The following is a 20,234-nucleotide window of genomic DNA, read 5'->3' as shown; positions in this document are numbered from 1 at the left end:
TGAGTTTTCGAAAGGGAAGGGATTACGTACATGAATATGAAAAAACCTCTTTTCGGCGTTCTATCAACAGCAGCATTAGCAATGGGAATTGCAGCAGCTTCACCGTCCACACCTGTAGAGGCGGCAGCGGGCGATTTTGATCTTACAATTATGCATACAAATGATACACATGCGCATCTAGATAATGCTCCAAAAAGAGTAACAGCTGTAGAAGAAATTCGTGCAGCTCGCGCCAATACAATTTTATTAGATGCTGGTGATGTTTTCTCTGGTACACTTTTTTTCAATAAATACAAAGGTCTCGCAGACGTACAATTTATGAACATGATGAAATACGATGCGATGGTACCGGGTAACCACGAATTTGATGAAGGTCCAAAGACGTTCTCTGAGTTCGTCAAGCAAACGAAATTCCCGATCGTAAGCTCAAATATTGATTACAGCAAAGATCCTTATCTTAGCCCTCTATATAAAAATGAAATGGCGATGACTGGTGATGATGGTACCATCTATCCAGCCGTTATCCTTGATGTAAACGGTGAAGAAGTGGGTGTGTTCGGTCTAACGATTGAATCAACAGATGAGCTATCAAGCCCAGGCGAAACGATTTCCTTCCAAAATCATCAGGAGCAAGCTGAAAAGATGATCAAAATGTTCGAAGATAAAGGCGTAAACAAAATCGTAGCTCTTACTCACCTCGGAAAAGCGGTTGAAGTTGAGCTAGCTAAATCAGTAGAAGGCATCGACGTTGTTGTTGGTGGTCATAGCCACACAAAAATTGAAGAAGCGGTTGTAGTTGATACATTTGAAGATCCAACTCTAGTTGTACAAGCAAATGAATATAGCAATTTCTTGGGTGATCTTGAAGTGACGTTTAACGAAGAAGGCGTGCTAACTGATTGGGATAATGAACTTCTTGATTTGGGTAGTAAAAGTAAGTTCGAACCTAACGAAGAAGCAAAAGCTCTCTATGATGAACTGAAGAAACCACTCGAGGAAATTGAGAAAGAAGTAGTCGGTCAATCTGACGTTTATCTTAATGGAAAACGTGCATCTGTAAGAACAGGTGAAACGAATCTAGGAAACTTAATTACAGACGGCATGCTTTACAAAGCTCAGCAGTTTACTGATGCAACAATTGCAATCACGAACGGCGGAGGAATCCGTGAATCAATCGATGAAGGTCCAATTACGTTAGGAGAAGTTCTCACAACGATGCCATTCGGTAACAACCTCGTCACGCTTGATATGACTGGTGCAGAAATCATTGATTCATTGGAGCATGGGGTAAGCGGGGTCGAAACTCAGGAAGGTCGCTTTGCTCAAGTAGCAGGACTTCGATATTCCTTTGATAAAGATCTTCCTTCTGGTGAACGAATTCTAGATGTAAATGTGAAAACAGAAAACGGCTATGAAGATATTGATCTAGAAGCGACTTACACTGTTGCAACTAACGCATATATCGCTCAAGGTGGCGACGGATACGATGCAATGGGTGAAGCTGCCGCTGACGGTCGTATGAACGAACTTTTCTTCGTAGATTTTGAAGTATTTACAGAGTATCTCGATGAAATTGGAACAGTTAAAGCGAAAGATGAAGCACGTATCGTTGAAGCAGATGCTGAGCGTATCCAGGGTGAAACGCGCTATGAAACGTCTGTGAAAATTTCGCAAGAAGGCTGGGAAACTGCAGATACGGTTGTTCTCGCACGTGGCGATTCCTTCCCGGATGCCCTAGCAGGAGCACCACTTGCTTATAAATACGATGCGCCAATTCTTTTAACAGAAAGCGGATCACTGAATAAAATGGCGAAAGAAGAAATTGCACGTCTTGGTGCGAACGATGTCATTATCCTTGGTGGCACAAGTGCGGTAAGCAATTACGTGAAATTCCAGCTTGAAGGTATGGGAATTGAAGTTGAGCGTATTGCAGGGGACAACCGATTCGATACAGCTGCAAACATTGCAGCGCGTCTTGGCGGATCTCCAAATAAAGCGATTGTAGCAAACGGCATGAACTTCCCGGATGCTCTTGCAATTGCCCCATACGCTGCACAGAAAGGTTATCCAATTCTATTAACAGAAGCGGATGAAATTCCATCAGCAACTAGCAATGCGCTTAAAGGCATTGATGGATCGATCATCGTTGGTGGCGAAACAGCTGTTAACGGTAAGCTCGATGCGAAGCTACATGCTGAAGATCGCTATGAAGGGGACAATCGTTTCGGTACAGCGGCTGATATTGCTACAAATCTTAACCCTTCAGCACGCGTTTACGTTTCCACTGGCATGAACTTTGCTGATGCCCTTTCAGGATCTGTTCTTGCAGCGAAACAAAATGCTGCAATGCTATTAGTGAAGCCGAATATGCTTCCGAAAGAAACAGCAGAAGCCATCGAGGACATGGAAGCTTATGACTTCAACGTTCTTGGTGGAGAAAATGCTGTAAGTAACGACATTTTAGATCAGCTCAAAAAGTAATCCATTCATTAAGAAAGCGCGGGAAACGTCTCCCGCGCTTTTTGATATTTATTTTATGAATAGGCAGGTATTAAAGAAAGGAAAGCTAATTGTATACGTAACGATTCGTTATAACGAATTATTTTTGGGGAGGGTTCTGATTGAAGAGGTCGGGAAAGCGAAAAATCAGTCCGCTGCTGCTGTTGATTCTCGTAATCACCATGATTATGCCGTCTCAAGCGTTTGCCACTGCCAGTCTCGATGAAGAAAAAAATAATGTCTATTATGCTGCCCTTGGTGATTCACTCGCGGCCGGCGTCATGTCGAACAATACTCTCGGTTTGAGTTACGCCGACTACATAGCTCAGAATCTAGAGCGCGTAGGTTTATTAGGAAGCTACGAAAAACCTTTTGCGGTGCCTGGAGCGACTTCTAAAGATATGTTGAACGCTTTAATGGATCGTGACATGCAAGTTAAGATCGCCTCCAAAAATATGATAACGATTACGATCGGTGCGAACGATTTTCTTCAAGTACTCGGTTCGGAACCGGAACGATTGAAGAATCCAGAAGAAGTCAAAAAGATCATCACTGAGCTATCGGAAAATTACGCTGCTATTATGGGGATTATAAGGAGCGTGAATACGTCTGCGGATGTTTATTTAATGGGATACTACAATGGTTTCTACGCTTTCCCTGAGACCGATCAACGTCAGCTCGTGGAACTAACTAGGACGGTGAATGGGATCATTAAGCAGATCGCGGCCGACTCATTCAGCCACTACGTTCCTACTTATGATGCCATTTCAACGAATTATGCAACCTATTTGCCAAATCCTAAAAACGTTCATCCATCGGCAGCAGGATACATGGCGATCGCCGATGAATTTTGGAAGCAAGTGAAATTGAATTTGCCAACAAATGTTAATAGAATCGTTGGAGCTAATCGGTATGAGACAGCAGTGAAAATTTCTCAGGAAGGGTGGAAGCAAAGCGCGCAAGGAGTTGTGATAGCAAGAGGTGATGATTTTCCTGATGCGTTAGCTGGCGCTCCGCTTGCCTATGATTTAAATTCACCCATTTTATTAACACACTCTGAAGGTCTTGATCAAATTGTAAAGGATGAGATTGAACGACTCGACCCAGAGTTCGCGATTCTTCTTGGAGGAGAGCAGGCTCTTTCCAAAGATGTTGAAGATGAATTAGGCAAAATGAAAATTCCAGTTGAACGAATAGCAGGAGCGGATCGCTATGAAACAGCTGCAATGATTGCAGTGAGTCTTCCTCCATCAAATAAAGCTGTTATTGCGAACGGCATGAAATTTCCAGATGCTCTTGCAATTGCTTCTTACGCAGCGGAAAATACGTATCCTATCTTGCTAGCAAAACAGAATGAGCTCCCAGAAGATACGGCCGAAATTCTCAAACAATATCCTGAGAGCATTGCCGTGGGTGGTACGGCTGTTATTTCGGAAAGCCTTTTCGAAAAGTTACCAAAAGCAAAGCGATACGGGGGTAAGAATCGTTATGATACAGCTTCAATTATTGCAATGGAATTAAATCCATCGCATAAGGCTTTTGTCTCAACGGGTCTTGAATTTGCAGATGCGCTAACCGGAAGTGTTCTTGCTGCCAAAAGGGACAGTAGTTTTTTGTTAGTAGATCCATATAAGATGCAGGATGCGGTCATTGAAGCAAAAGAAAAGTTAGGCATCTATCATTTTACGATTCTAGGAGGTCCGAAAGCGGTTAGTCTTTCCATTGAAAGGGAGCTTATTGGAGTTGAATAGTCGAAGAATGATTTCTGAGGGATCAGCTTACGAGCTGGTCCCTTTTGTTGCCGAAAATTGCAGAATTATGGCAATTTTTCACTCCCTAATGGTAGACTTGTAGAGTATAAAATCTACTGAAACACTTTGGTCAACTATAGGGGGAGCAGGATGAAGAAAAGCATCTATGGAATCGGTTTACTTTTATGTAGTCTGTTCATCATTTTGGGAGCAGGCAAGGCAAATGCGATGCCTGCGCTACAAGAAACGCAGGAGCTCGTTCAGCCATCAGGAGAGACATTTGAGGCGTCACTCAGCGGCAGTGAAAATTTTCATTGGTGGACGGCGAACGATGAATCTGTGATTAAAATAGGGGAAGACCAATACTGGTATTACACTCGTATTGATGGTGAAAGTCTAGAAGTTACACAAGCTAGATTTGCTATTAATAAAAAGCCTTCTGACGCGGCAGAGCTTGAAGATGTGAAGAAGCTCCAACCGACTGAAGGAATGAATACAAAGCAAAAGGAGATTCCTAATACGGATGATTCATTTGATTTATTGAGTGCAGGAGCGAAGGAGAACACGCTTGTTTTATTAGTTGAATATAGCGATGCAAAAATCACTTATTCAGATGCAGACTGGCGTAACCGATTCTTTGGCACTAGTGGGAGTACGCTTAATCACTATTATGATGAAGTTTCAAAAGGAAAGCTTGGATTTAAAGGGGCTGCCGAATCAAGCGGAACAAATGATGGGATCGTAAGGGTCACATTACCGTATGCTCACCCTCGTCCTGAGACGGCAACAAATCCAGATAGTACATACTCACAAATCATAAAAGATGCGCTAAAGGCATCGAATGATAAAGTAAACTATGCTCAATTTGATCAAAATAAAGACGGTTCTATATCCTCAGAGGAATTACATATTGTCACCATTGTGGCCGGTGGTGAAGCAAGCTATGGAGATACGGGGAAAGTGGTTTGGGGTCACATGTCGAGCCTTTATGAAAGCGATGCTCCTCGTCTTGATGGAGTGAAAGTAGGCTCTTATCAAGGGAACGGCGGCTACACGATGTTTGGGGAGAAACATGGCGGACATATGGCAACGGTTGGAATTATTGCACATGAAATGGGCCATGATCTAGGGCTACCGGATCTTTATGATACGGACGGCACTTCAGATGGTGTTGGTATCCACAGTTTAATGGGGAGCGGTTCTTGGACAACCCATAACAATGAGTATGAAGGAGCTTATCCAACTCATCTCGATCCTTGGTCCAAAATGGTGCTTGGCTTAGAGCGACCTATAGAAGTGCAAAATAATGGCTCATATGAAGTAGGGAATTTCACTACTGACGACTATTCCGTATTGAAATTAAAAACAACCGATGAATCGGAGTACTTTTTAATTGAGAATCGTCAGTTTACTGGCTTTGATATCGGTTTAGCTGATCAAGTGGCGTCGCCTGGAATTGCCATCTGGCATATTGATGAGCAGCAGCTGAAAAATCGTCAAAACAATAGAAATGAAGCACATAAAGCGGTGGATGTGGAAGAGGCAAATGAAAGTAGATTGGGTTACCCAGAGTTAGATCAAGATCCAAATACGCGATTATACTACGATCATTATTATAGCGGGAATGGCTACAGTCGCTTTAATAGCTCTACATCACCAAATAGCAAAGTGTATTCAGGGGCTAGTTCAGGCGTTGCAGTTACGGTCGTTGATCCGAATAGCGATACGATGACGGTTTCAGTGAAAGTGCCACAGGGAGACGATCAGCTTCCACCTGTATGGGCTAAAAACGCAGAGCTTACGGCTAGCTCTATCAAAAATGACAGACTTACATTAAATTGGTCAGAGGCGACAGATGCTTCTGGCGTTGAATCTTACATCGTCTATAAAAATGATCGCGTGTTAAAAGAAGTGGAAGCAACGACAAGAAAGCTTACCGTTCAGGGGCTTACTACGAATAAAGCATATGATTTTCGAGTAGAAGCGGTGGATAAGAAAGGCTATGTTACAACGAATGGCCCCGAATTGACCGTGAAAACGTCAGCAAATACAGTAAAACGAATCGAAGGCGCAACTCGGTTTGATACCGCAGCGAATGTGAGTGCGAAAACGTATGATAAGGCGGAGACGGTTGTGATTGCGAGAGGTTTAGATTTCCCAGATGCACTCTCTGGTGCGCCACTTGCTTATCAACTAAAAGCGCCTATTCTCCTTGCGAAAACGAACGAACTGCCAAAAGAAACGGTAGATGAAATCGACCGACTCGAGGCGAAAAAAGCGATTATCTTAGGTGGAGTTAATGCGATTTCACCTGCAACGGAAAAGAAAATTAAGTCACTCGGACTAGAGGTTGAGCGGATTAGCGGGGATAATCGCTATGATACTTCCGCAAAAATTGCGAAGCGCATGGGAGGAGATCCCGAAAAAGCCGTGATCGCCTACGGCCTTAATTTTCCAGATGCGCTTGCGATTGCACCATATGCTGCGCAAAATGGCTATCCCATTTTGTTAGTGGATAAAGAGACAATCCCTGCGGCAACAAAACTCGCGCTGAAAAACATTGATGATACGGTTGTCATCGGTGGTGAAAGTGTGATTACAAAAAAAGTGTATCAAGGTCTTCCGTCACCAGAGCGTATCTCAGGTGCCAATCGGTTTGAAACGGCAGCTAAAGTGAAAACCACCTTTTATCCAGAAGCTAAATCAGCTTATTTGGCGACAGGATTCGGCTTTGCCGACGCCCTTGCAGGCTCTGTGTTAGCGGCGAAAGATGGCGCACCCCTTTTGCTAGTAAAGTCTGATGAGCTTCCCAAAGAAACGGTAGAAGCGATGAAAGGTATGAACGACTTCAACTTGTTAGGCGGTCAGTCAGCTATTAACGGAAAAGTTGAACAGCGCTTATATCAGGAATAATACGACAAAAATACTTTCCAATAGTAAGAGATACAGGGAATTTGACCTGTATCTCTTATTTTTTGTAATAAATAACAGGATATCTCTTAAACTTTGTTGAATTATAGCCGATAGTAAAGACAGAGTGTCGATATTTGTGGCAGCAATTTAATTGGAATGAGGAGGATCTGGATGCAACCTTCATTGGTCAAGAAAGCAATAACTGGTTCTGCGTTTGTCGCTGGAGTAATGTTTGTTCAACCTGATGGTGCAGAAGCAGCGTTTGGGGATCAAGAGCTTAAGCAAGGAATGAATAATCAGGACGTTAAAGAGCTACAGGATGTATTGAAGGCGAAAGGGTATTTTACTTACCACACGTCAACAGGATACTACGGTCCAATTACAAAGGATGCAGTCAGCCAGTTCCAACAGGCTGTCGGGTTAAAGGTTACGGGGATAGCGACTACTGATACTCTTCAAAAGCTAGGAGGAACAGCAAAAAGCCAATCGTCAGCTGCGTCGTCTTCATCCGTTTTGCAAGTTGGATCCCGTGGACAAGAGGTAACGGATCTTCAGTCCAAACTGAAAGCGGCAGGCTACTATTCCTACAACGTGGATGGGATTTACGGTCGAATTACACAGAAAGCTGTACAGGATTTCCAAAAAGAAAAGGGGCTTTCTGTAACAGGGAAAGCAGATTCTACAACGATCAGTGCCCTTGCAAACGCAAGTTCATCAAGCTCAAAATCATCAAGCTCTTCTTCCGATATTTCCATCGGGATGCGGGGGAGTGCAGTAACGGATCTTCAGTCAAAGCTGAAATCAAAAGGCTATTATACATATAATGTAGATGGCATTTTTGGTCAAATCACGAAGAAAGCAGTACAAGATTTTCAAAAGGCAAAGGGACTTTCGCAAACAGGCGTAGCGGATAGTAAAACCTTATCGGCCCTATCAGAGAGTGGGAATGCAGCAAAGCCTACGAGCGGGCTTACCGTTGGCTCTCGAGGAAGTGCCGTAACAAATCTTCAGCAACTATTGAAAGATCGAGGCTACTATTCCTATAACATAGACGGGATCTTTGGTAGTATTACGCAAAAAGCGGTCAAAGAGTTTCAAAGTATCGTAGGTTTACAGGCAACAGGCATTGCGGATGATAAAACGATCGATGCTTTGAAATCCAGAAGTCAGCAAGAGACGTCAACAGTTCTTAAAGTTGGTTCAACCGGGAGTGCTGTAACGGATCTACAAAATAAACTTAAAAAAGCAGGAACGTTCCACGTTGAGGCGACAGGCTACTTTGGCCCTGTCACTGAAAAAGCGGTCAAGGACTTTCAGAAAGCAAAAAAATTGCAGGTGACAGGCACTGCAACAAAGGAAACAATGAATGCGCTTGACGGCTTAACAGATAAAGTTGAATCATCCCCTTCAACTGGAGAAGATTATGGTGATTTATTAAAGAAAGGTTCCACAGGATCACTTGTGAAAGAGCTTCAATCTAAATTACAAGCGATTGGCTTATATAGCGGTTCGCTTGATGGCGATTTTGGAAATGGAACAGATCGAGCTGTTCGAAACTTCCAATCACGCAACAAGCTAACCGTTGATGGAGTTGTAGGACCAGCGACATGGGAAAAGTTAAAGCAATCGACAGGGTATGAAGGGAATAGCAATGGGGGCAGCGGAAGCGGGAGCAGCAGTTCCAACTTTAGCGTGATGGACCTTATTGCAGATGCATCTGTATACATAGGTGTTCCTTATGTGTGGGGTGGAAACACGCCAACACAGGGCTTTGACTGCAGCGGATTCCTCGTCTATGTGTTTAATAAGCAGGGCGTTTCATTGCCAAGAACAATGGCACAAATGTGGAACGTTACAACAGCTGTTAGCTCTCCATCCGTAGGTGATATCGTGTATTTCACAACATACAAACCAGGTGCGTCACACGGAGGCATCTACATCGGAAACAATAAATTCATCCACGCCGGCTCTTCAACAGGCGTCACCATTAGCGATATGACATCAAGCTACTGGGCACCGAGGTATTTAGGGGCGAAGCGCGCGCATTGATTTTTCAAAAGGGGTCAGGTACGTGCCTGACCCCGCTTAAAGACAAAACCAGCCCAAGTGTCCACCTATCGCGGACGCTTGGGCTGGTTTTTATTCATATAGTTGGCGGGGATGGAGCTAAGACAGGCTATGTAGCAAATGGCTTAGGATTTGCTGATGCTCTTACAGGAGCCGTCCTTGCTGCTAAAAATAACGCGCCGTTAATTCTTTCAAAGAAAAATGAGCTGTCTGCATCAATGGAAAAATCAATCGGTGCTCAGCAACTAAAGCGCTTTGTTCTTCTCGGCGGTCCGGACGTTATCCATGTTGATGACGACCTCGCTAAACTTACGGTAAAATAATCTTAACTGCCTTCTGATTTCGGTCAGAAGGCTTTTGTATAGCGTAAAGGGGTCTGACCCCTCTCTGTCCCCCACTACAGTAAAGGAGTGAAGGAGCAATGACCATAGCCGGAAAAACACTTAAACAGTGGAAAAGTGACCATCCATTGTTAAACGATCTTCTTCAATTAAAAGAAGTATATTGGAGAAATCCGCAAAAAGGAAAAATCGCTCCAACAACTGAGCTTTCGATGACAGACATTCAAGATGCTGAAGCTCGTATGAAACGCTTTGCTCCTTATTTTCGCAAAGTATTTCCAGAAACGAATGGCATCATTGAATCTCCTATTTCAGATATTAGCAAGATGAAAGAGAAGCTTGAGAAAGAAGAACAGATCAGCATTCCAGGGGATCTTCTTCTAAAGCGAGATGATATTCTCCCAATCGCCGGCAGCATTAAGGCACGTGGAGGCATTTATGAAGTGCTCAAACATGCAGAAAAACTCGCGCTTGGACATGCAATTTTAACGAAAGATGACGATTATTCCATTTTAGCTGAGAAAAAGTTCACAGAGTTCTTCTCAGCCTTTTCGATTGCGGTCGGTTCAACAGGAAACCTCGGTTTAAGCATCGGGATCATTTCAGCGAAACTCGGCTTTAATGTCACGGTCCATATGTCGAGTGACGCAAAGCAATGGAAGAAAGACCTTCTTCGCGAAAAAGGCGTTCAAGTTGTGGAGCATCAAGCAGACTATGGTGCTGCTGTAGAAGAAGGGCGGAAGCAGTGCGAGAAGAAACTGACTTGTTATTTTATTGATGACGAAAATTCGAAAGACCTTTTTCTCGGATATGCAGTAGCAGCGCTTCGGTTGAAAAAGCAGTTCGATGAACGCGGCATAAAGGTGGACGCTGAGAACCCGCTTCACGTGTATCTTCCATGTGGAGTAGGCGGCGGCCCTGGCGGCATTGCATTTGGACTTTCTCAGGTATTCGGAGAACACGTCCACTGTTACTTTGCAGAACCGACGCATTCCCCGTCAATGCTTATCGGCTTAATGACAGGCTTACACGATCAAGTGTCCGTTCAAGACTTTGGGATCGACAACATCACTGTGGCAGACGGTCTTGCTGTAGGAAGACCATCAGGCTTTGTTGGACGCGTCGTTCAACCGATTCTTAATGGTGTTTACACCGTCACGGATGAGCGAATGAAAGAAATGCTCCGCTGGATTTATGAAACCGAGCAAATTAAGCTTGAGCCTTCAGCTCTCGCAGGAATGAGCGGGCCACAAGTAACAGCGGTAGATGGAAAGAGTTTGCGTGGTACACATCTTGTATGGGCAACAGGTGGGAGCCTTGTGCCGGATATGGTGTGGAGAGAAGAGTAAAAGGGGTCAGGTGCGAGTCAGACCCCCCATAAAGACAAAACCACCAAAATAAGCTGAAAAGTCCCCTAATTGAGGACAATTCAGCTTATATACATCCTCAAACTTATGAAACAATACGACCTCCTCATTCGTATCTATATAAAGATTGGTCAAAAATGTAAAATATTCTTATTTGAGGGGGCGAGGAGTTGGAATTGTTCTTAGAGATTTTAGGATTAGCCGGTGATCTTATTTTCTGGAGAGATCCTCCAGATGGGAAACGGATCGAAGCGAATATTGCCGCATTGATGGCATATAGTTGGTTCGTCGAGCTTATTGAGAAACCTCAATATAACAAGTTAATTCAAGAAAATTCTTCTGTACGATATGTAATTGGAAAAATGAACATAAAAAAGCTTAAAAAATCACCGATGTATGAAGAACGAAAAGAACGGAAACTAAAAAAAGTAATTCAAAAACAGTTAGTGGCCGGTTGAGAAAACAAATGAAACGCATTTCTGTTTCACAACGGAATGATTACGGAGGGAAACAAAGTGAACTTTTACATTGCATCGAGTTTTCAAAACAAACAACACGTGCAAACACTCGCTGCAGAATTAAAACGTCATGGCTTCAAGCATACATACGATTGGACGAAAAATGAAAAAGCCGCTACGTTCGATGAACTTGCTGCAATCGGAGAAGAAGAATTAGAGGCAGTAAAAACAGCTGATTTCCTTATTGTCCTGCTTCCAGGAGGAAAGGGAACTCATATTGAACTTGGGATTGCGTTAGGTCGAGACACCCCGGTTTACCTATTCAATGAAGATGGATTCCATAACGCAAAAGAAGCGAGCACCTTCTACCATACTAGCGGGGTAACGAGAGTGGAAGAGAGTCATGAGCAGCTCGTTAAAACCATTTTAGAAAAGCACCATAGCTAAGGGAGAAGGGGGGCCAGGTTCATACCTGCCCCCCCTTCTAACGCGCCTTACTCATCAAACCGCCTCAGCTCTAATCCTCCGTCCACGCACCTCACGCACTACTTTCCAAATCACAAACACACCAAGTCCAATAATTAGAATACTGAGCGTGTAAGTCAGCTGCACTGGTTTATCATCTTTTACAAATATGCCAAAGTAGCCCCATAAAAACACGATCGGATAGATCAAATCGTCGTTGTAAAGACTGAAGTAGATCGCAAGTCCTGCGCCGATAATGAGCATGATAATCGTCCAGGTTAACTCATTCATACCAAAAATCAGCGATACGTTATTTTCTTGCGCGACGACGAACGCATCCACGATCGTTGCAATCGATGTCCAAGCGAGATAGAAAGAGAACGGTACGCTAAAAAAGGAAGAGCGCTCAGAATTTTTCGTAATAATAGCGTAAAGGATAGACAGAGTAATTAATGAACCCGCGATAAACAAGAGGGCAACCGATTTACTTACAAGGAGAGCTGTTCCTGATAACAGCATGCTAAATGCAAAAAGATAGGAAACTTTCACATACAGTGCCTGATCACACTCACTCGCTGTGAATTGTCTAACGAGTGAAATGAGCAAAAGTAAATAAATTAATAACCAAATCGCGAATGTATAGCCGGCGGGAGCAATCAGTACATCATTAGTACCCGACATATCTCCTGAGAAGAGGAGTGAAGAGGCGAGCAAATACAAGTAAGCAGCAATCGTGACGAGCTTCATGGTCATGACCGTTCCTCCTTCATAGGTCTAGTTACTCGTATGCTACCCCGATTGGAGGATTCCTATTAAACGAAAAAAGAGAAGGGGGTCAGGCGCGAGCCTGATCCCCTTCACAAACAAAAGCAACAAAGTGTCTCTCACAGAAAGACATTTTGCTTATAGAAAGTTTCATTTTCCTTAAAGTAACCATTTTCCGATAAGTGGAAAAAACAGAGAGTGATTTAGATTATCTCTCATACCCCAATTCATCTAGCAACTGCCCTGCTTGCTTTATAAATAGCGCTTCAAGCTCACCGTATAATTCTTCACGCCAGCTGCCGATTTTTCCTTTTCGGAACGTAACGGATTCTTGTGGCTTGATGTTTGCCGTCATTTTCGTGATCAGTTCTTCACGATTGTAGCTATGCGCTATGTCACCCCAAAGAAAATCAATGATCTCCCCAGTGGCTTTTCTTCTGTTCTCTTCTGATGACATCAGGTCTTCAAATCGAACAGAGTGAACGTTTGGACGCCCCATCCACTCACTAAAACTTTGGTACCACTCAGCAAAATGAGGTTGCACAGCAACAAAAGGCGTAATCGGAACGCCCCCTTCGATTAGAAATTGAATCCGATCGTTGTGCGTAAATCCTTCCTGCATGAACGTTTCATAGAGATGGTGAGCTGGTACCTTTGGAATAAAATGTGCGTATGAAATGAGCACGTCACGTGGATCTCTCAGTACAAAAATTTGTTTTAACTTTAAATCTTCAAAAAATGTCTCCCACTCTTTGGAATAATGGAAATGTCCATTTAAGAAGCTGTGGTTAGGAAATGCTCGTGCAGTGGCCAATTTTTCTTCCGTTTGGTAATGATAATGTCCGTACATACCAATAAACGGATCATTTTGCATATATGGTACACCGAGCAATAGTTGTTTTAAAAGATGCGTCCCGCTTTTCGGAATCGAATTTAATAAAAAGCGTGGTAGCTTTGTGTTAGTCAATCGTGTAAACCTCCTTTAATAAGCAAACGTGGTGGACTTGCTTTACTATCCTATGAAGAAGAATGGTAAGGGGAGTGGACAGGGGGCCCGCCTGTTTACACATTTAAGTACCCGTTTTTCACCAAAAAGGATTTGATCGATTGGACGGCTTCTTCAATCGTTTCTTTTTCCGTATCGATCGTAAACTCTGGGGAAACCGGAGCTTCATAAGGCGCGTCAATTCCTGTGAACTGACGGATTTCACCTTTTCGCGCTTTGGCGTAAAGGCCTTTAGGGTCACGGTTCTCACACGTTTCCACACTGGCTTTCACATAGATTTCAATAAATTCCTTCTCGTTGAAAAGTCCTCGAATCTTATCTCGCTCTTGCTGAAAAGGGGAGATAAACGCAGCAAGCGTCATAATTCCAGCATCAACAAAGAGACGTGAGACTTCACCGATTCTTCGCATATTTTCAATCCGATCTGCATCTGAAAAGCCAAGGTCTGCGTTCAATCCGTGTCGAACGTTATCGCCATCAAGTCTGTAAGTATGAACGCCCGCTGCATGTAAGGCGTTCTCAAGCTCAACTGAAATCGTTGATTTTCCTGACCCGGAAAGTCCTGTGAACCACAGGACAGCCCCTTTGTGCAACTTCATTTTTTCACGGTCCTGTTTCATCACGTTTCCTTCATGCCAGGTGACATGTTTTTCTTTCATATATTCGTCCTCCTTTCATTAAATCATCACAATAAACCGAACGATCAATAGCGTCGTTACCATGACGATCAGCGTTAACGGGAAACCAATTTTCAAAAAGTCGTGAAAGCGATAACCGCCGGCCCCATAGACGATCAAATTAGTTTGATACCCAATCGGCGTCATAAAGCTTGCGGAGGCTGCAATTGCGACAATCATCGCAATGGGGAGGAGGTCAATTTCAAGCGTATGGGCAACCTCGATGGCAATGGGAAACATAAAGACTGCGGCAGCGCTATTTGTCATCATTTCAGTGAAGATGTTCGTTAACACATAAATGCTAAGCAACGTTGCAAGAAGTCCGAGCGGCGCTGTTAGTTGGATAAGGAGACCTGCCATCGAAGCGGCTACACCTGAATTCAGCAGCGCTGTACCAATACCAAACGAACAAGCGATCATAAGGAGAACGTGCCATTGAATCAAATCACGCCCTTCGCCTGGCGTCACAACCTTTGTTAAAAAGAGAAGTAGCGTCGTCACAGCCATAGCGGTTAGCATGGAGAGAACGCCGATCGTAACGAGAATAATCATGACACCAAGCCACCCAATCGAAAGCCAGCCTAATCTGATTTGACGCTGCGTAACGAGCTTATGATCGATTGGTGTAATGTCGTAGAAATCCCTTTTCTTATGAAACTGCTCACCCGCGATCATTAAGAGAACGTCACCTGGTTTTAAGACAATATCACCAATTTTCGATTTCAGGCGCTGATTTTGGCGATGAACAGCGATTACAGCTGCTTGATGCTGGTGTCTGAAATTGGTGTCCTTTATCTTTTTGAAAAGGTGTGACGAATGAGGTGTGACAATTCCTTCAATGAGCTGGTGATTTTCTGGAAAATAAGACCCGGAGCTTCCCTGTAGCTGTAATCCCTTCATCCGCTGGATCTCAGCGATCGTTGAGATGTCGCCACTAAAAACAAGGCGGTCTCCTTCCTTCAGAATCGTCTCGCCTGATACAGGCGCGATCGCTCGTTCGTGACGCATAATACTGACGAGAAATAACCCTTTCAAGCTCCTTAGCTGTGCTTCTTTTACCGTGCGATTGATATAGGGAAATTGTTCTGTAACAAGCACTTCACCGGTATATTTCTTGAGCAATTCAGGTTCAGTGAGAGAAGAAGAACGGCGATCTGGAAGCAACTTGTTACTAAAGAAGATCAAATACGCCAGACCGAGTAGCGTGATTGGGATCCCGATCGCACTAAGCTGGAAAAAAGAAAAACCCTCGTAGCCGTTTTCGAGTAGCAGTCCATGAACGACAAGGTTTGTCGAAGTACCAATTAACGTAATGGTGCCGCCAAGAATCGTAGCGTAGGAAAGCGGAATAAGAAACTTGGAAGGAGACATCCCGTTTTCATCGCACCATTTTTTCATCATTGGGGTAGAAGCGATCACGATCGGTGTATTGTTCACAAAAGCTGAAATGATGGAGATTGGGAATAGCAATTTAGTCAGGCGCTTCTTTCGGGAATGTGAGCTTTTGAGGAGACGTTGAAAGAGGCGATCCACAATGCCACTCCGCTGAATGCTTCCAGCCACGATGAAGAGAAGGGCAATCGTGAGCATCCCTTCATTCGAGAATCCGGCCGTTGCTTCCTCGGGCGTAATAATGCCAGTGAATAGAAATAAGACGAGAACCGAGGCTAGGATCACTTCGGGTCGTCCTTTTTCAAAGAAAAGACAGAAAAGCATGATGATCATCGTAATCATAACGAAATAGAATGCCATCATTCAGCGCGCGCGGCATCATTCGTCTTCATGATCGTGCTGCACCTCATCCAATAGAATCTCAATCACTTCGGGGCGAGAAAATTCTTTCGGAGGTCTTTGGCCATTCTTCAGCATCTCTCGGACCTTTGTACCGCTTAGATGAATGTGAAATTCGCCATCGTGTGGACACGTTTTGGCAGTAGCCATGCTCGAACACTTGATACAATAAAACGCGTGCTCGAAGGCCATAATCTCAATGCCGATTTCGTCTTTCGAAAATTGGTGGAAGATGTTCTGCGCAGCGAACGTATCGTAATAATCGCCAACACCTGCGTGATCACGGCCAACGATAAAATGTGTGCAGCCACAGTTCTTCCGAACGAGACTATGAAAAATCGCCTCGCGCGGGCCAGCATACCTCATCGCAGCTGGGAATACGGAGAGAATGACGCGATCAGACGGATAATAGTTTTCTATAAGAGCGCTGTAGCTTTTCATTCGAATATCCGCTGGAATGTCATCTTTCTTCGTTTGGCCAACGAGTGGGTGAATGAGAAGGGCATCAACGGTTTCAAGTGCCGTCTTTTGAAGGTATTCATGTGCGCGATGAATCGGATTACGCGTTTGAAAGCCAACGATTGTTTTCCATCCGCGCTGTTGGAATGTCTCTCTTAATTCTGCTGGCGTTTGAAAATGGTCTTGAAGCGCTGTTGGGTGCTGAAGGAGCGTGATTGGGCCACCGAGGTTAAACGCTTCCTGCTCGTACGTTTTTTGAACGCCTGGATGCTCAGCATCGTTCGTTCCATAGACGAGTCGAGCTTCTTCTGTTTTGTCTGCTTCATAAATATCTTCTACTTCCATTAGTCCATAGATCTCCCCGTCTTCACCCTTCAGGCAAACAGTAGGACTAGAAAAAATCATGTCACGCGTTTCTTCGGATACAGAAAGCGTAATAGGCAAGCTCCAGATTGTCCCATTTGCGAGCCTCATTTTATTTAAAACGTGCGTATAATCTGTTTGGTTCATAAAGCCCGTTAACGGACTAAAAGCACCGATTGCGATCATATATAAATCGGATAAATTCCATGGTGTTAAGGTGACGACCGGAAACATTGTGGCCTTCTTAAGAAGCGCCAGGCGATCCTCTTCACATGGAATGCGGTTAATTAGCTGACCGCCATGTGGTTCTATCATAAATAAATCTCCCTTCTTGCTTGTTCACATATAGAGTTGCTACTAGCTTATGAAAGAAGAAGAGGAGAAGAGAGGGCTAATGAGAAAATTGGATGAGGGGTGTGTTTTTAAAGGGGGTCAGGCGCGAGCCTGACCCCCTTTAAAAACAACTGTCTCCGCACCAAAGACACTCCAACACATTCGGGGATATCCTCTTTTTTGCTTCTTGACCCTCCCACACTTTTGGACTACACTGTGTAGTGTGAGGTGGAAGCGATGAAAATTCATCAGTTCAAAACGAATGAAACAGGGTTAAACCGCTTTTTCGGCTCTCTTGAAGCGAAGGTTATGGACATCCTCTTCGAAGGTCCAGAAATGACGATCAAAGATGTGAAGCAAAAGCTCGATCAAGAGAAAAGTACGAACTTTAACACGGTTATGACGGTGATGAATCGTCTCGTGGATAAAGGAATCCTAGTAAAACGAGTTGAAAAGCGCACATCAATGTTTAAGCCGCTTCTATCGAAAGAAGAATTTCTGCGAACGCAATCAAAGGAATTAACACAGGATCTAATGGATGAATTTGGTCCGCTTGCTGTGAATCATATGCTTGATGCGCTCGATGAAGCGGATCCAGTTTTGATCGAAAAGCTTGAGCAAAAAATCAAGCAGCTAAAGGAGAAGTAAGATGAGAATCAAACAGCCGCGATTTTTGTTTATGCTTTCTTTCTTTCTTGTAGCCACGATGCTTGTTCAAATGTCACTATACAGTCTGCATTTATACTCGAACTGGACGCTTATGTTAAGCGTACTTGAAGCCTGCCATAATATGCTTCGTGCGATCGGTTTATCATCTATGAACATGCTATTAGAAGTTCTGATTCTCTCAACATTTTCATTAATCGTGATGATGATCGTGAAGCAAATTTATCGATATGTCACCTTTTCGAAACGGCTGTCGCTTCTTCGTGAAGACATCGTTACAGAGGAAGTCATTCGGAATTTCGATTTAGGAAAACAGGCACTCGAGGTGATTAAAAGCGACGAGCCTATCGCTCTTACATATGGAATGATTAGACCCAAAATTGTTCTGTCGACTGAACTAGTTAGCATGTTGAGCAAAGAAGAGCTGCGCGCCGTGATTTATCACGAAACTTTTCATCAGCAGCATCGTGATCCATTGAAAAAATTTATCATCACCCTTCTCGTCCACGCGCTTTGGTACGTGCCGATCTTGAAATGGGTATCGAATCACTATCACACGCTACGCGAAATTGCCGCGGATCGGTTTGCGATGAAAGAAGCAAATATGCTTGATCTAAGTAGCGCGTTATTAAAACTATTAAAAAGCGATCACCGCCAGCGTCATGCGTTTGCTGTATCTTTCGCGGAAACGTCTGTGAACGATCGCATTCAACATATTCTTGCGCCAGAAAAGGAAGTGCACCTAACGTTGCCTGTTGGTACTGTCCTTTACTCGCTTTATATTGTGTTAGGGTTATCCATCATGTTTATGGTGGCCACACCCTAATTCTTTTTCGAAAACGAACACTACGACATGTAGTGTGGAAATTAGGAGGGAGTTAATTGATGAATTCATCACAAAACGTTGCTCTTGTCGTACTACGAATCATACTCGGTCTCATTTTTACGGTTCACGGTCTTGATAAATTTGCTGGAGGGATTGGGAATACTGCTGGCTTTTTCGAGAGCATTGGCATTTTGGGTGGTTTAGCGTATGTCGTTGCAACGATTGAACTAGTCGGAGGTCTTCTTATGATCGTTGGACTAGGCACACGCATTGTTTCTTTTCTTTTCATGATCGTCATGCTAGGAGCGATCTTTACGGTTAAACTAACGACAGGATTTATCGGAGGGTATGAATTGGATCTTGCTCTTCTCGGTATGTCAGTCGCTGTATTGATTGGGGGAGGCGGAACGATCTCCGCTGATTACAAATTCTTTTCGAAACAATTATAGGAGGAAGAATGATGGCTAAGTCAAATAAAAATAAGAAAAAACATGCAAAATCTCAGTCTCAAAAAAAATCGAATACTTGGATCTACTGGCTAGTGGCGGCAGTCGCTGCAGTTATCGTAATCGTGATCGTCGTCTCAAGCGGCTCGAGTTCCGACAGTTCAGAGGAAGAAGCGATGGAGCAACCATTTCTCGGGGATGAAAATGCGCAGGTAGAAGTGATTGAATTTGGAGATTACAAATGTCCTTACTGTAAAGCATTCGAACAGTCCTTTTTCCCGCAAATTGATCAAGAGTTAATTCAAACAGGGGAAATCAAATTCTCTTTTATCAACTATCCATTTATTAATGTTGATTCCGATCGCTCAGCTGAATTTGCTGAAGTGGTGTACCAGGAGCTTGGGAATGACGTGTTCTGGGATTTCCATTCGTTAATATATGAAAAGCAAACAGAAGGCACGGAACAGCAGGACATTTACACCGAAGATTATCTTGTCGACACGTTAAAAGAAGTGACTGATGAAGAAAAAGCACAACAGGTACTGGCAGCTTTTAAAGATGGCGAAGGAGAAGCGGCGATCGACTACGACTTATCGAAAGCTCGTGATCTCGACGTTACTGGCACACCAGCTCTCTTTGTGAACGGTGAGCCGTTTGAAGGACAAACGATTGATGACCTGAAGAAAATGGTAGAAGAAGCGAAGGAAGAGTAAAGGAATTACCATCATTGTCCACCGTGGGTGGACAATGATGTTTTTTTGTTTGTGAAGGGGGTCAGGCGCGAGCCTGACCCCCTCAAAACACAACTGTTCCCCCCACTCTCGCAATCATGTATAATAAACCTGTTACCAATTACATAGTGATCGATTCAGGTGTCTTTTCAATGAAGACTTAATAGGGAAGCTGGTGCAATTCCAGCGCGGTCCCGCCACTGTAAATGGTCGCCTGCTGCAGAATCCACTGTTCGAAACAGCGAATGGGAAGGAGCAGCATGCGATAACCATGAGCCAGGAGACCTGCCTGAATCTAGCACGAACAGCC

At 43.8% G+C, this 20,234-nt stretch carries 17 protein-coding genes and 1 riboswitch; of the genes, 12 read left to right on the top strand and 5 right to left on the bottom strand.

Annotated features, from left to right (window positions below; genetic code table 11):
* The first annotated feature begins 30 nt into the window (after nt 1-30).
* The 8 genes from ABVF21_RS06585 to ABVF21_RS06550 all read left to right on the top strand — a co-directional run bounded on the left by ABVF21_RS06585 (nt 31) and on the right by ABVF21_RS06550 (nt 11,843).
* The gene (locus ABVF21_RS06585) at nt 31-2,481 is read left to right on the top strand and encodes a cell wall-binding repeat-containing protein (protein ID WP_371017814.1); all 2,451 of its coding nucleotides are present in this window, start codon (nt 31-33) and stop codon (nt 2,479-2,481) included.
* Nucleotides 2,482-2,621: 140 nt separating this feature from the next.
* Nucleotides 2,622-4,250, top strand: coding sequence for a cell wall-binding repeat-containing protein (locus ABVF21_RS06580; protein WP_371017813.1), 1,629 nt, complete (start codon nt 2,622-2,624; stop codon nt 4,248-4,250).
* A gap of 150 nt (nt 4,251-4,400) precedes the next feature.
* Nucleotides 4,401-7,163, top strand: coding sequence for a cell wall-binding repeat-containing protein (locus ABVF21_RS06575; protein WP_371017812.1), 2,763 nt, complete (start codon nt 4,401-4,403; stop codon nt 7,161-7,163).
* Nucleotides 7,164-7,334: 171 nt separating this feature from the next.
* The gene (locus ABVF21_RS06570; RefSeq protein ID WP_371017811.1) at nt 7,335-9,212 is read left to right on the top strand and encodes a peptidoglycan-binding protein; all 1,878 of its coding nucleotides are present in this window, start codon (nt 7,335-7,337) and stop codon (nt 9,210-9,212) included.
* Nucleotides 9,209-9,553 (top strand): cell wall-binding repeat-containing protein, encoded by a 345-nt coding sequence (locus ABVF21_RS06565; RefSeq protein ID WP_371017810.1) that lies wholly within the window; start codon nt 9,209-9,211, stop codon nt 9,551-9,553. The genes ABVF21_RS06570 and ABVF21_RS06565 overlap by 4 nt, the downstream gene beginning before the upstream one ends.
* A gap of 98 nt (nt 9,554-9,651) precedes the next feature.
* A complete protein-coding gene (locus ABVF21_RS06560) occupies nt 9,652-10,920 on the top strand; it encodes a D-serine ammonia-lyase (protein ID WP_371017809.1) in 1,269 nt (422 codons plus the stop codon).
* Nucleotides 10,921-11,108: 188 nt separating this feature from the next.
* Nucleotides 11,109-11,396, top strand: a complete 288-nt coding sequence (locus ABVF21_RS06555) for a hypothetical protein (protein ID WP_371017808.1) — start codon at nt 11,109-11,111, stop codon at nt 11,394-11,396.
* Between the two features lie 57 nt (nt 11,397-11,453).
* Nucleotides 11,454-11,843 (top strand): nucleoside 2-deoxyribosyltransferase, encoded by a 390-nt coding sequence (locus ABVF21_RS06550; RefSeq protein ID WP_371017807.1) that lies wholly within the window; start codon nt 11,454-11,456, stop codon nt 11,841-11,843.
* A gap of 54 nt (nt 11,844-11,897) precedes the next feature.
* On the opposite strand, the gene ABVF21_RS06545 is transcribed toward ABVF21_RS06550, so the two are convergent.
* The 5 genes from ABVF21_RS06545 to sat all read right to left on the bottom strand — a co-directional run bounded on the left by ABVF21_RS06545 (nt 11,898) and on the right by sat (nt 17,237).
* Nucleotides 11,898-12,614, bottom strand: a complete 717-nt coding sequence (locus tag ABVF21_RS06545; protein WP_371017806.1) for a hypothetical protein — start codon at nt 12,612-12,614, stop codon at nt 11,898-11,900.
* Between the two features lie 220 nt (nt 12,615-12,834).
* Nucleotides 12,835-13,593, bottom strand: coding sequence for a sulfotransferase domain-containing protein (locus ABVF21_RS06540; protein ID WP_371017805.1), 759 nt, complete (start codon nt 13,591-13,593; stop codon nt 12,835-12,837).
* A gap of 95 nt (nt 13,594-13,688) precedes the next feature.
* Nucleotides 13,689-14,291, bottom strand: coding sequence for an adenylyl-sulfate kinase (gene cysC, locus ABVF21_RS06535; RefSeq protein WP_371017804.1), 603 nt, complete (start codon nt 14,289-14,291; stop codon nt 13,689-13,691).
* Between the two features lie 18 nt (nt 14,292-14,309).
* Nucleotides 14,310-16,064 carry an SLC13 family permease gene (locus ABVF21_RS06530; RefSeq protein WP_371017803.1) on the bottom strand — a complete coding sequence of 585 codons (1,755 nt, stop codon included), beginning with the start codon at nt 16,062-16,064 and terminating at the stop codon, nt 14,310-14,312.
* Nucleotides 16,065-16,079: 15 nt separating this feature from the next.
* Nucleotides 16,080-17,237: a sulfate adenylyltransferase gene (gene sat / locus ABVF21_RS06525; protein WP_371017802.1), complete on the bottom strand. Its 1,158-nt coding sequence runs from the start codon at nt 17,235-17,237 to the stop codon at nt 16,080-16,082.
* 255 nt (nt 17,238-17,492) lie between these two features.
* Between sat and ABVF21_RS06520 the strand changes: the two genes are divergently transcribed.
* Genes ABVF21_RS06520 through ABVF21_RS06505 form a run of 4 tightly spaced genes read left to right on the top strand, consistent with a single transcriptional unit; the run spans nt 17,493 to nt 19,906 of the window.
* Nucleotides 17,493-17,903 (top strand): BlaI/MecI/CopY family transcriptional regulator, encoded by a 411-nt coding sequence (locus tag ABVF21_RS06520; protein WP_371017801.1) that lies wholly within the window; start codon nt 17,493-17,495, stop codon nt 17,901-17,903.
* 1 nt (nt 17,904) lies between these two features.
* Nucleotides 17,905-18,747, top strand: coding sequence for a M56 family metallopeptidase (locus tag ABVF21_RS06515; protein WP_371017800.1), 843 nt, complete (start codon nt 17,905-17,907; stop codon nt 18,745-18,747).
* Nucleotides 18,748-18,806: 59 nt separating this feature from the next.
* The gene (locus tag ABVF21_RS06510) at nt 18,807-19,196 is read left to right on the top strand and encodes a DoxX family protein (RefSeq protein WP_371017950.1); all 390 of its coding nucleotides are present in this window, start codon (nt 18,807-18,809) and stop codon (nt 19,194-19,196) included.
* Nucleotides 19,197-19,207: 11 nt separating this feature from the next.
* A complete protein-coding gene (locus ABVF21_RS06505; protein ID WP_371017799.1) occupies nt 19,208-19,906 on the top strand; it encodes a DsbA family protein in 699 nt (232 codons plus the stop codon).
* A 140-nt stretch (nt 19,907-20,046) separates the two neighbouring features.
* Nucleotides 20,047-20,231, top strand: a riboswitch (cobalamin riboswitch).
* Nucleotides 20,232-20,234 lie beyond the last annotated feature (3 nt).

It is taken from the genome of Pseudalkalibacillus sp. JSM 102089 (genome assembly GCF_041366475.1).
Classification (GTDB): domain Bacteria; phylum Bacillota; class Bacilli; order Bacillales; family Guptibacillaceae; genus Guptibacillus; species Guptibacillus hwajinpoensis_B.
This window is presented reverse-complemented; position numbering and strand designations above follow the sequence as displayed.

Bases quoted from the DNA above. Each gene is read 5' to 3' on its own strand.
- ABVF21_RS06545 (WP_371017806.1), bottom strand. From the start codon at position 12,614: ATGACCATGAAGCTCGTCACGATTGCTGCTTACTTGTATTTGCTCGCC.
- ABVF21_RS06585 (WP_371017814.1), top strand. From the start codon at position 31: ATGAATATGAAAAAACCTCTTTTCGGCGTTCTATCAACAGCAGCATTA.
- ABVF21_RS06520 (WP_371017801.1), top strand. From the start codon at position 17,493: ATGAAAATTCATCAGTTCAAAACGAATGAAACAGGGTTAAACCGCTTT.
- ABVF21_RS06575 (WP_371017812.1), top strand. From the start codon at position 4,401: ATGAAGAAAAGCATCTATGGAATCGGTTTACTTTTATGTAGTCTGTTC.
- sat (WP_371017802.1), bottom strand. From the start codon at position 17,237: ATGATAGAACCACATGGCGGTCAGCTAATTAACCGCATTCCATGTGAA.
- ABVF21_RS06560 (WP_371017809.1), top strand. From the start codon at position 9,652: ATGACCATAGCCGGAAAAACACTTAAACAGTGGAAAAGTGACCATCCA.
- cysC (WP_371017804.1), bottom strand. From the start codon at position 14,291: ATGAAAGAAAAACATGTCACCTGGCATGAAGGAAACGTGATGAAACAG.
- ABVF21_RS06505 (WP_371017799.1), top strand. From the start codon at position 19,208: ATGGCTAAGTCAAATAAAAATAAGAAAAAACATGCAAAATCTCAGTCT.
- ABVF21_RS06515 (WP_371017800.1), top strand. From the start codon at position 17,905: ATGAGAATCAAACAGCCGCGATTTTTGTTTATGCTTTCTTTCTTTCTT.
- ABVF21_RS06530 (WP_371017803.1), bottom strand. From the start codon at position 16,064: ATGATGGCATTCTATTTCGTTATGATTACGATGATCATCATGCTTTTC.
- ABVF21_RS06510 (WP_371017950.1), top strand. From the start codon at position 18,807: ATGAATTCATCACAAAACGTTGCTCTTGTCGTACTACGAATCATACTC.
- ABVF21_RS06570 (WP_371017811.1), top strand. From the start codon at position 7,335: ATGCAACCTTCATTGGTCAAGAAAGCAATAACTGGTTCTGCGTTTGTC.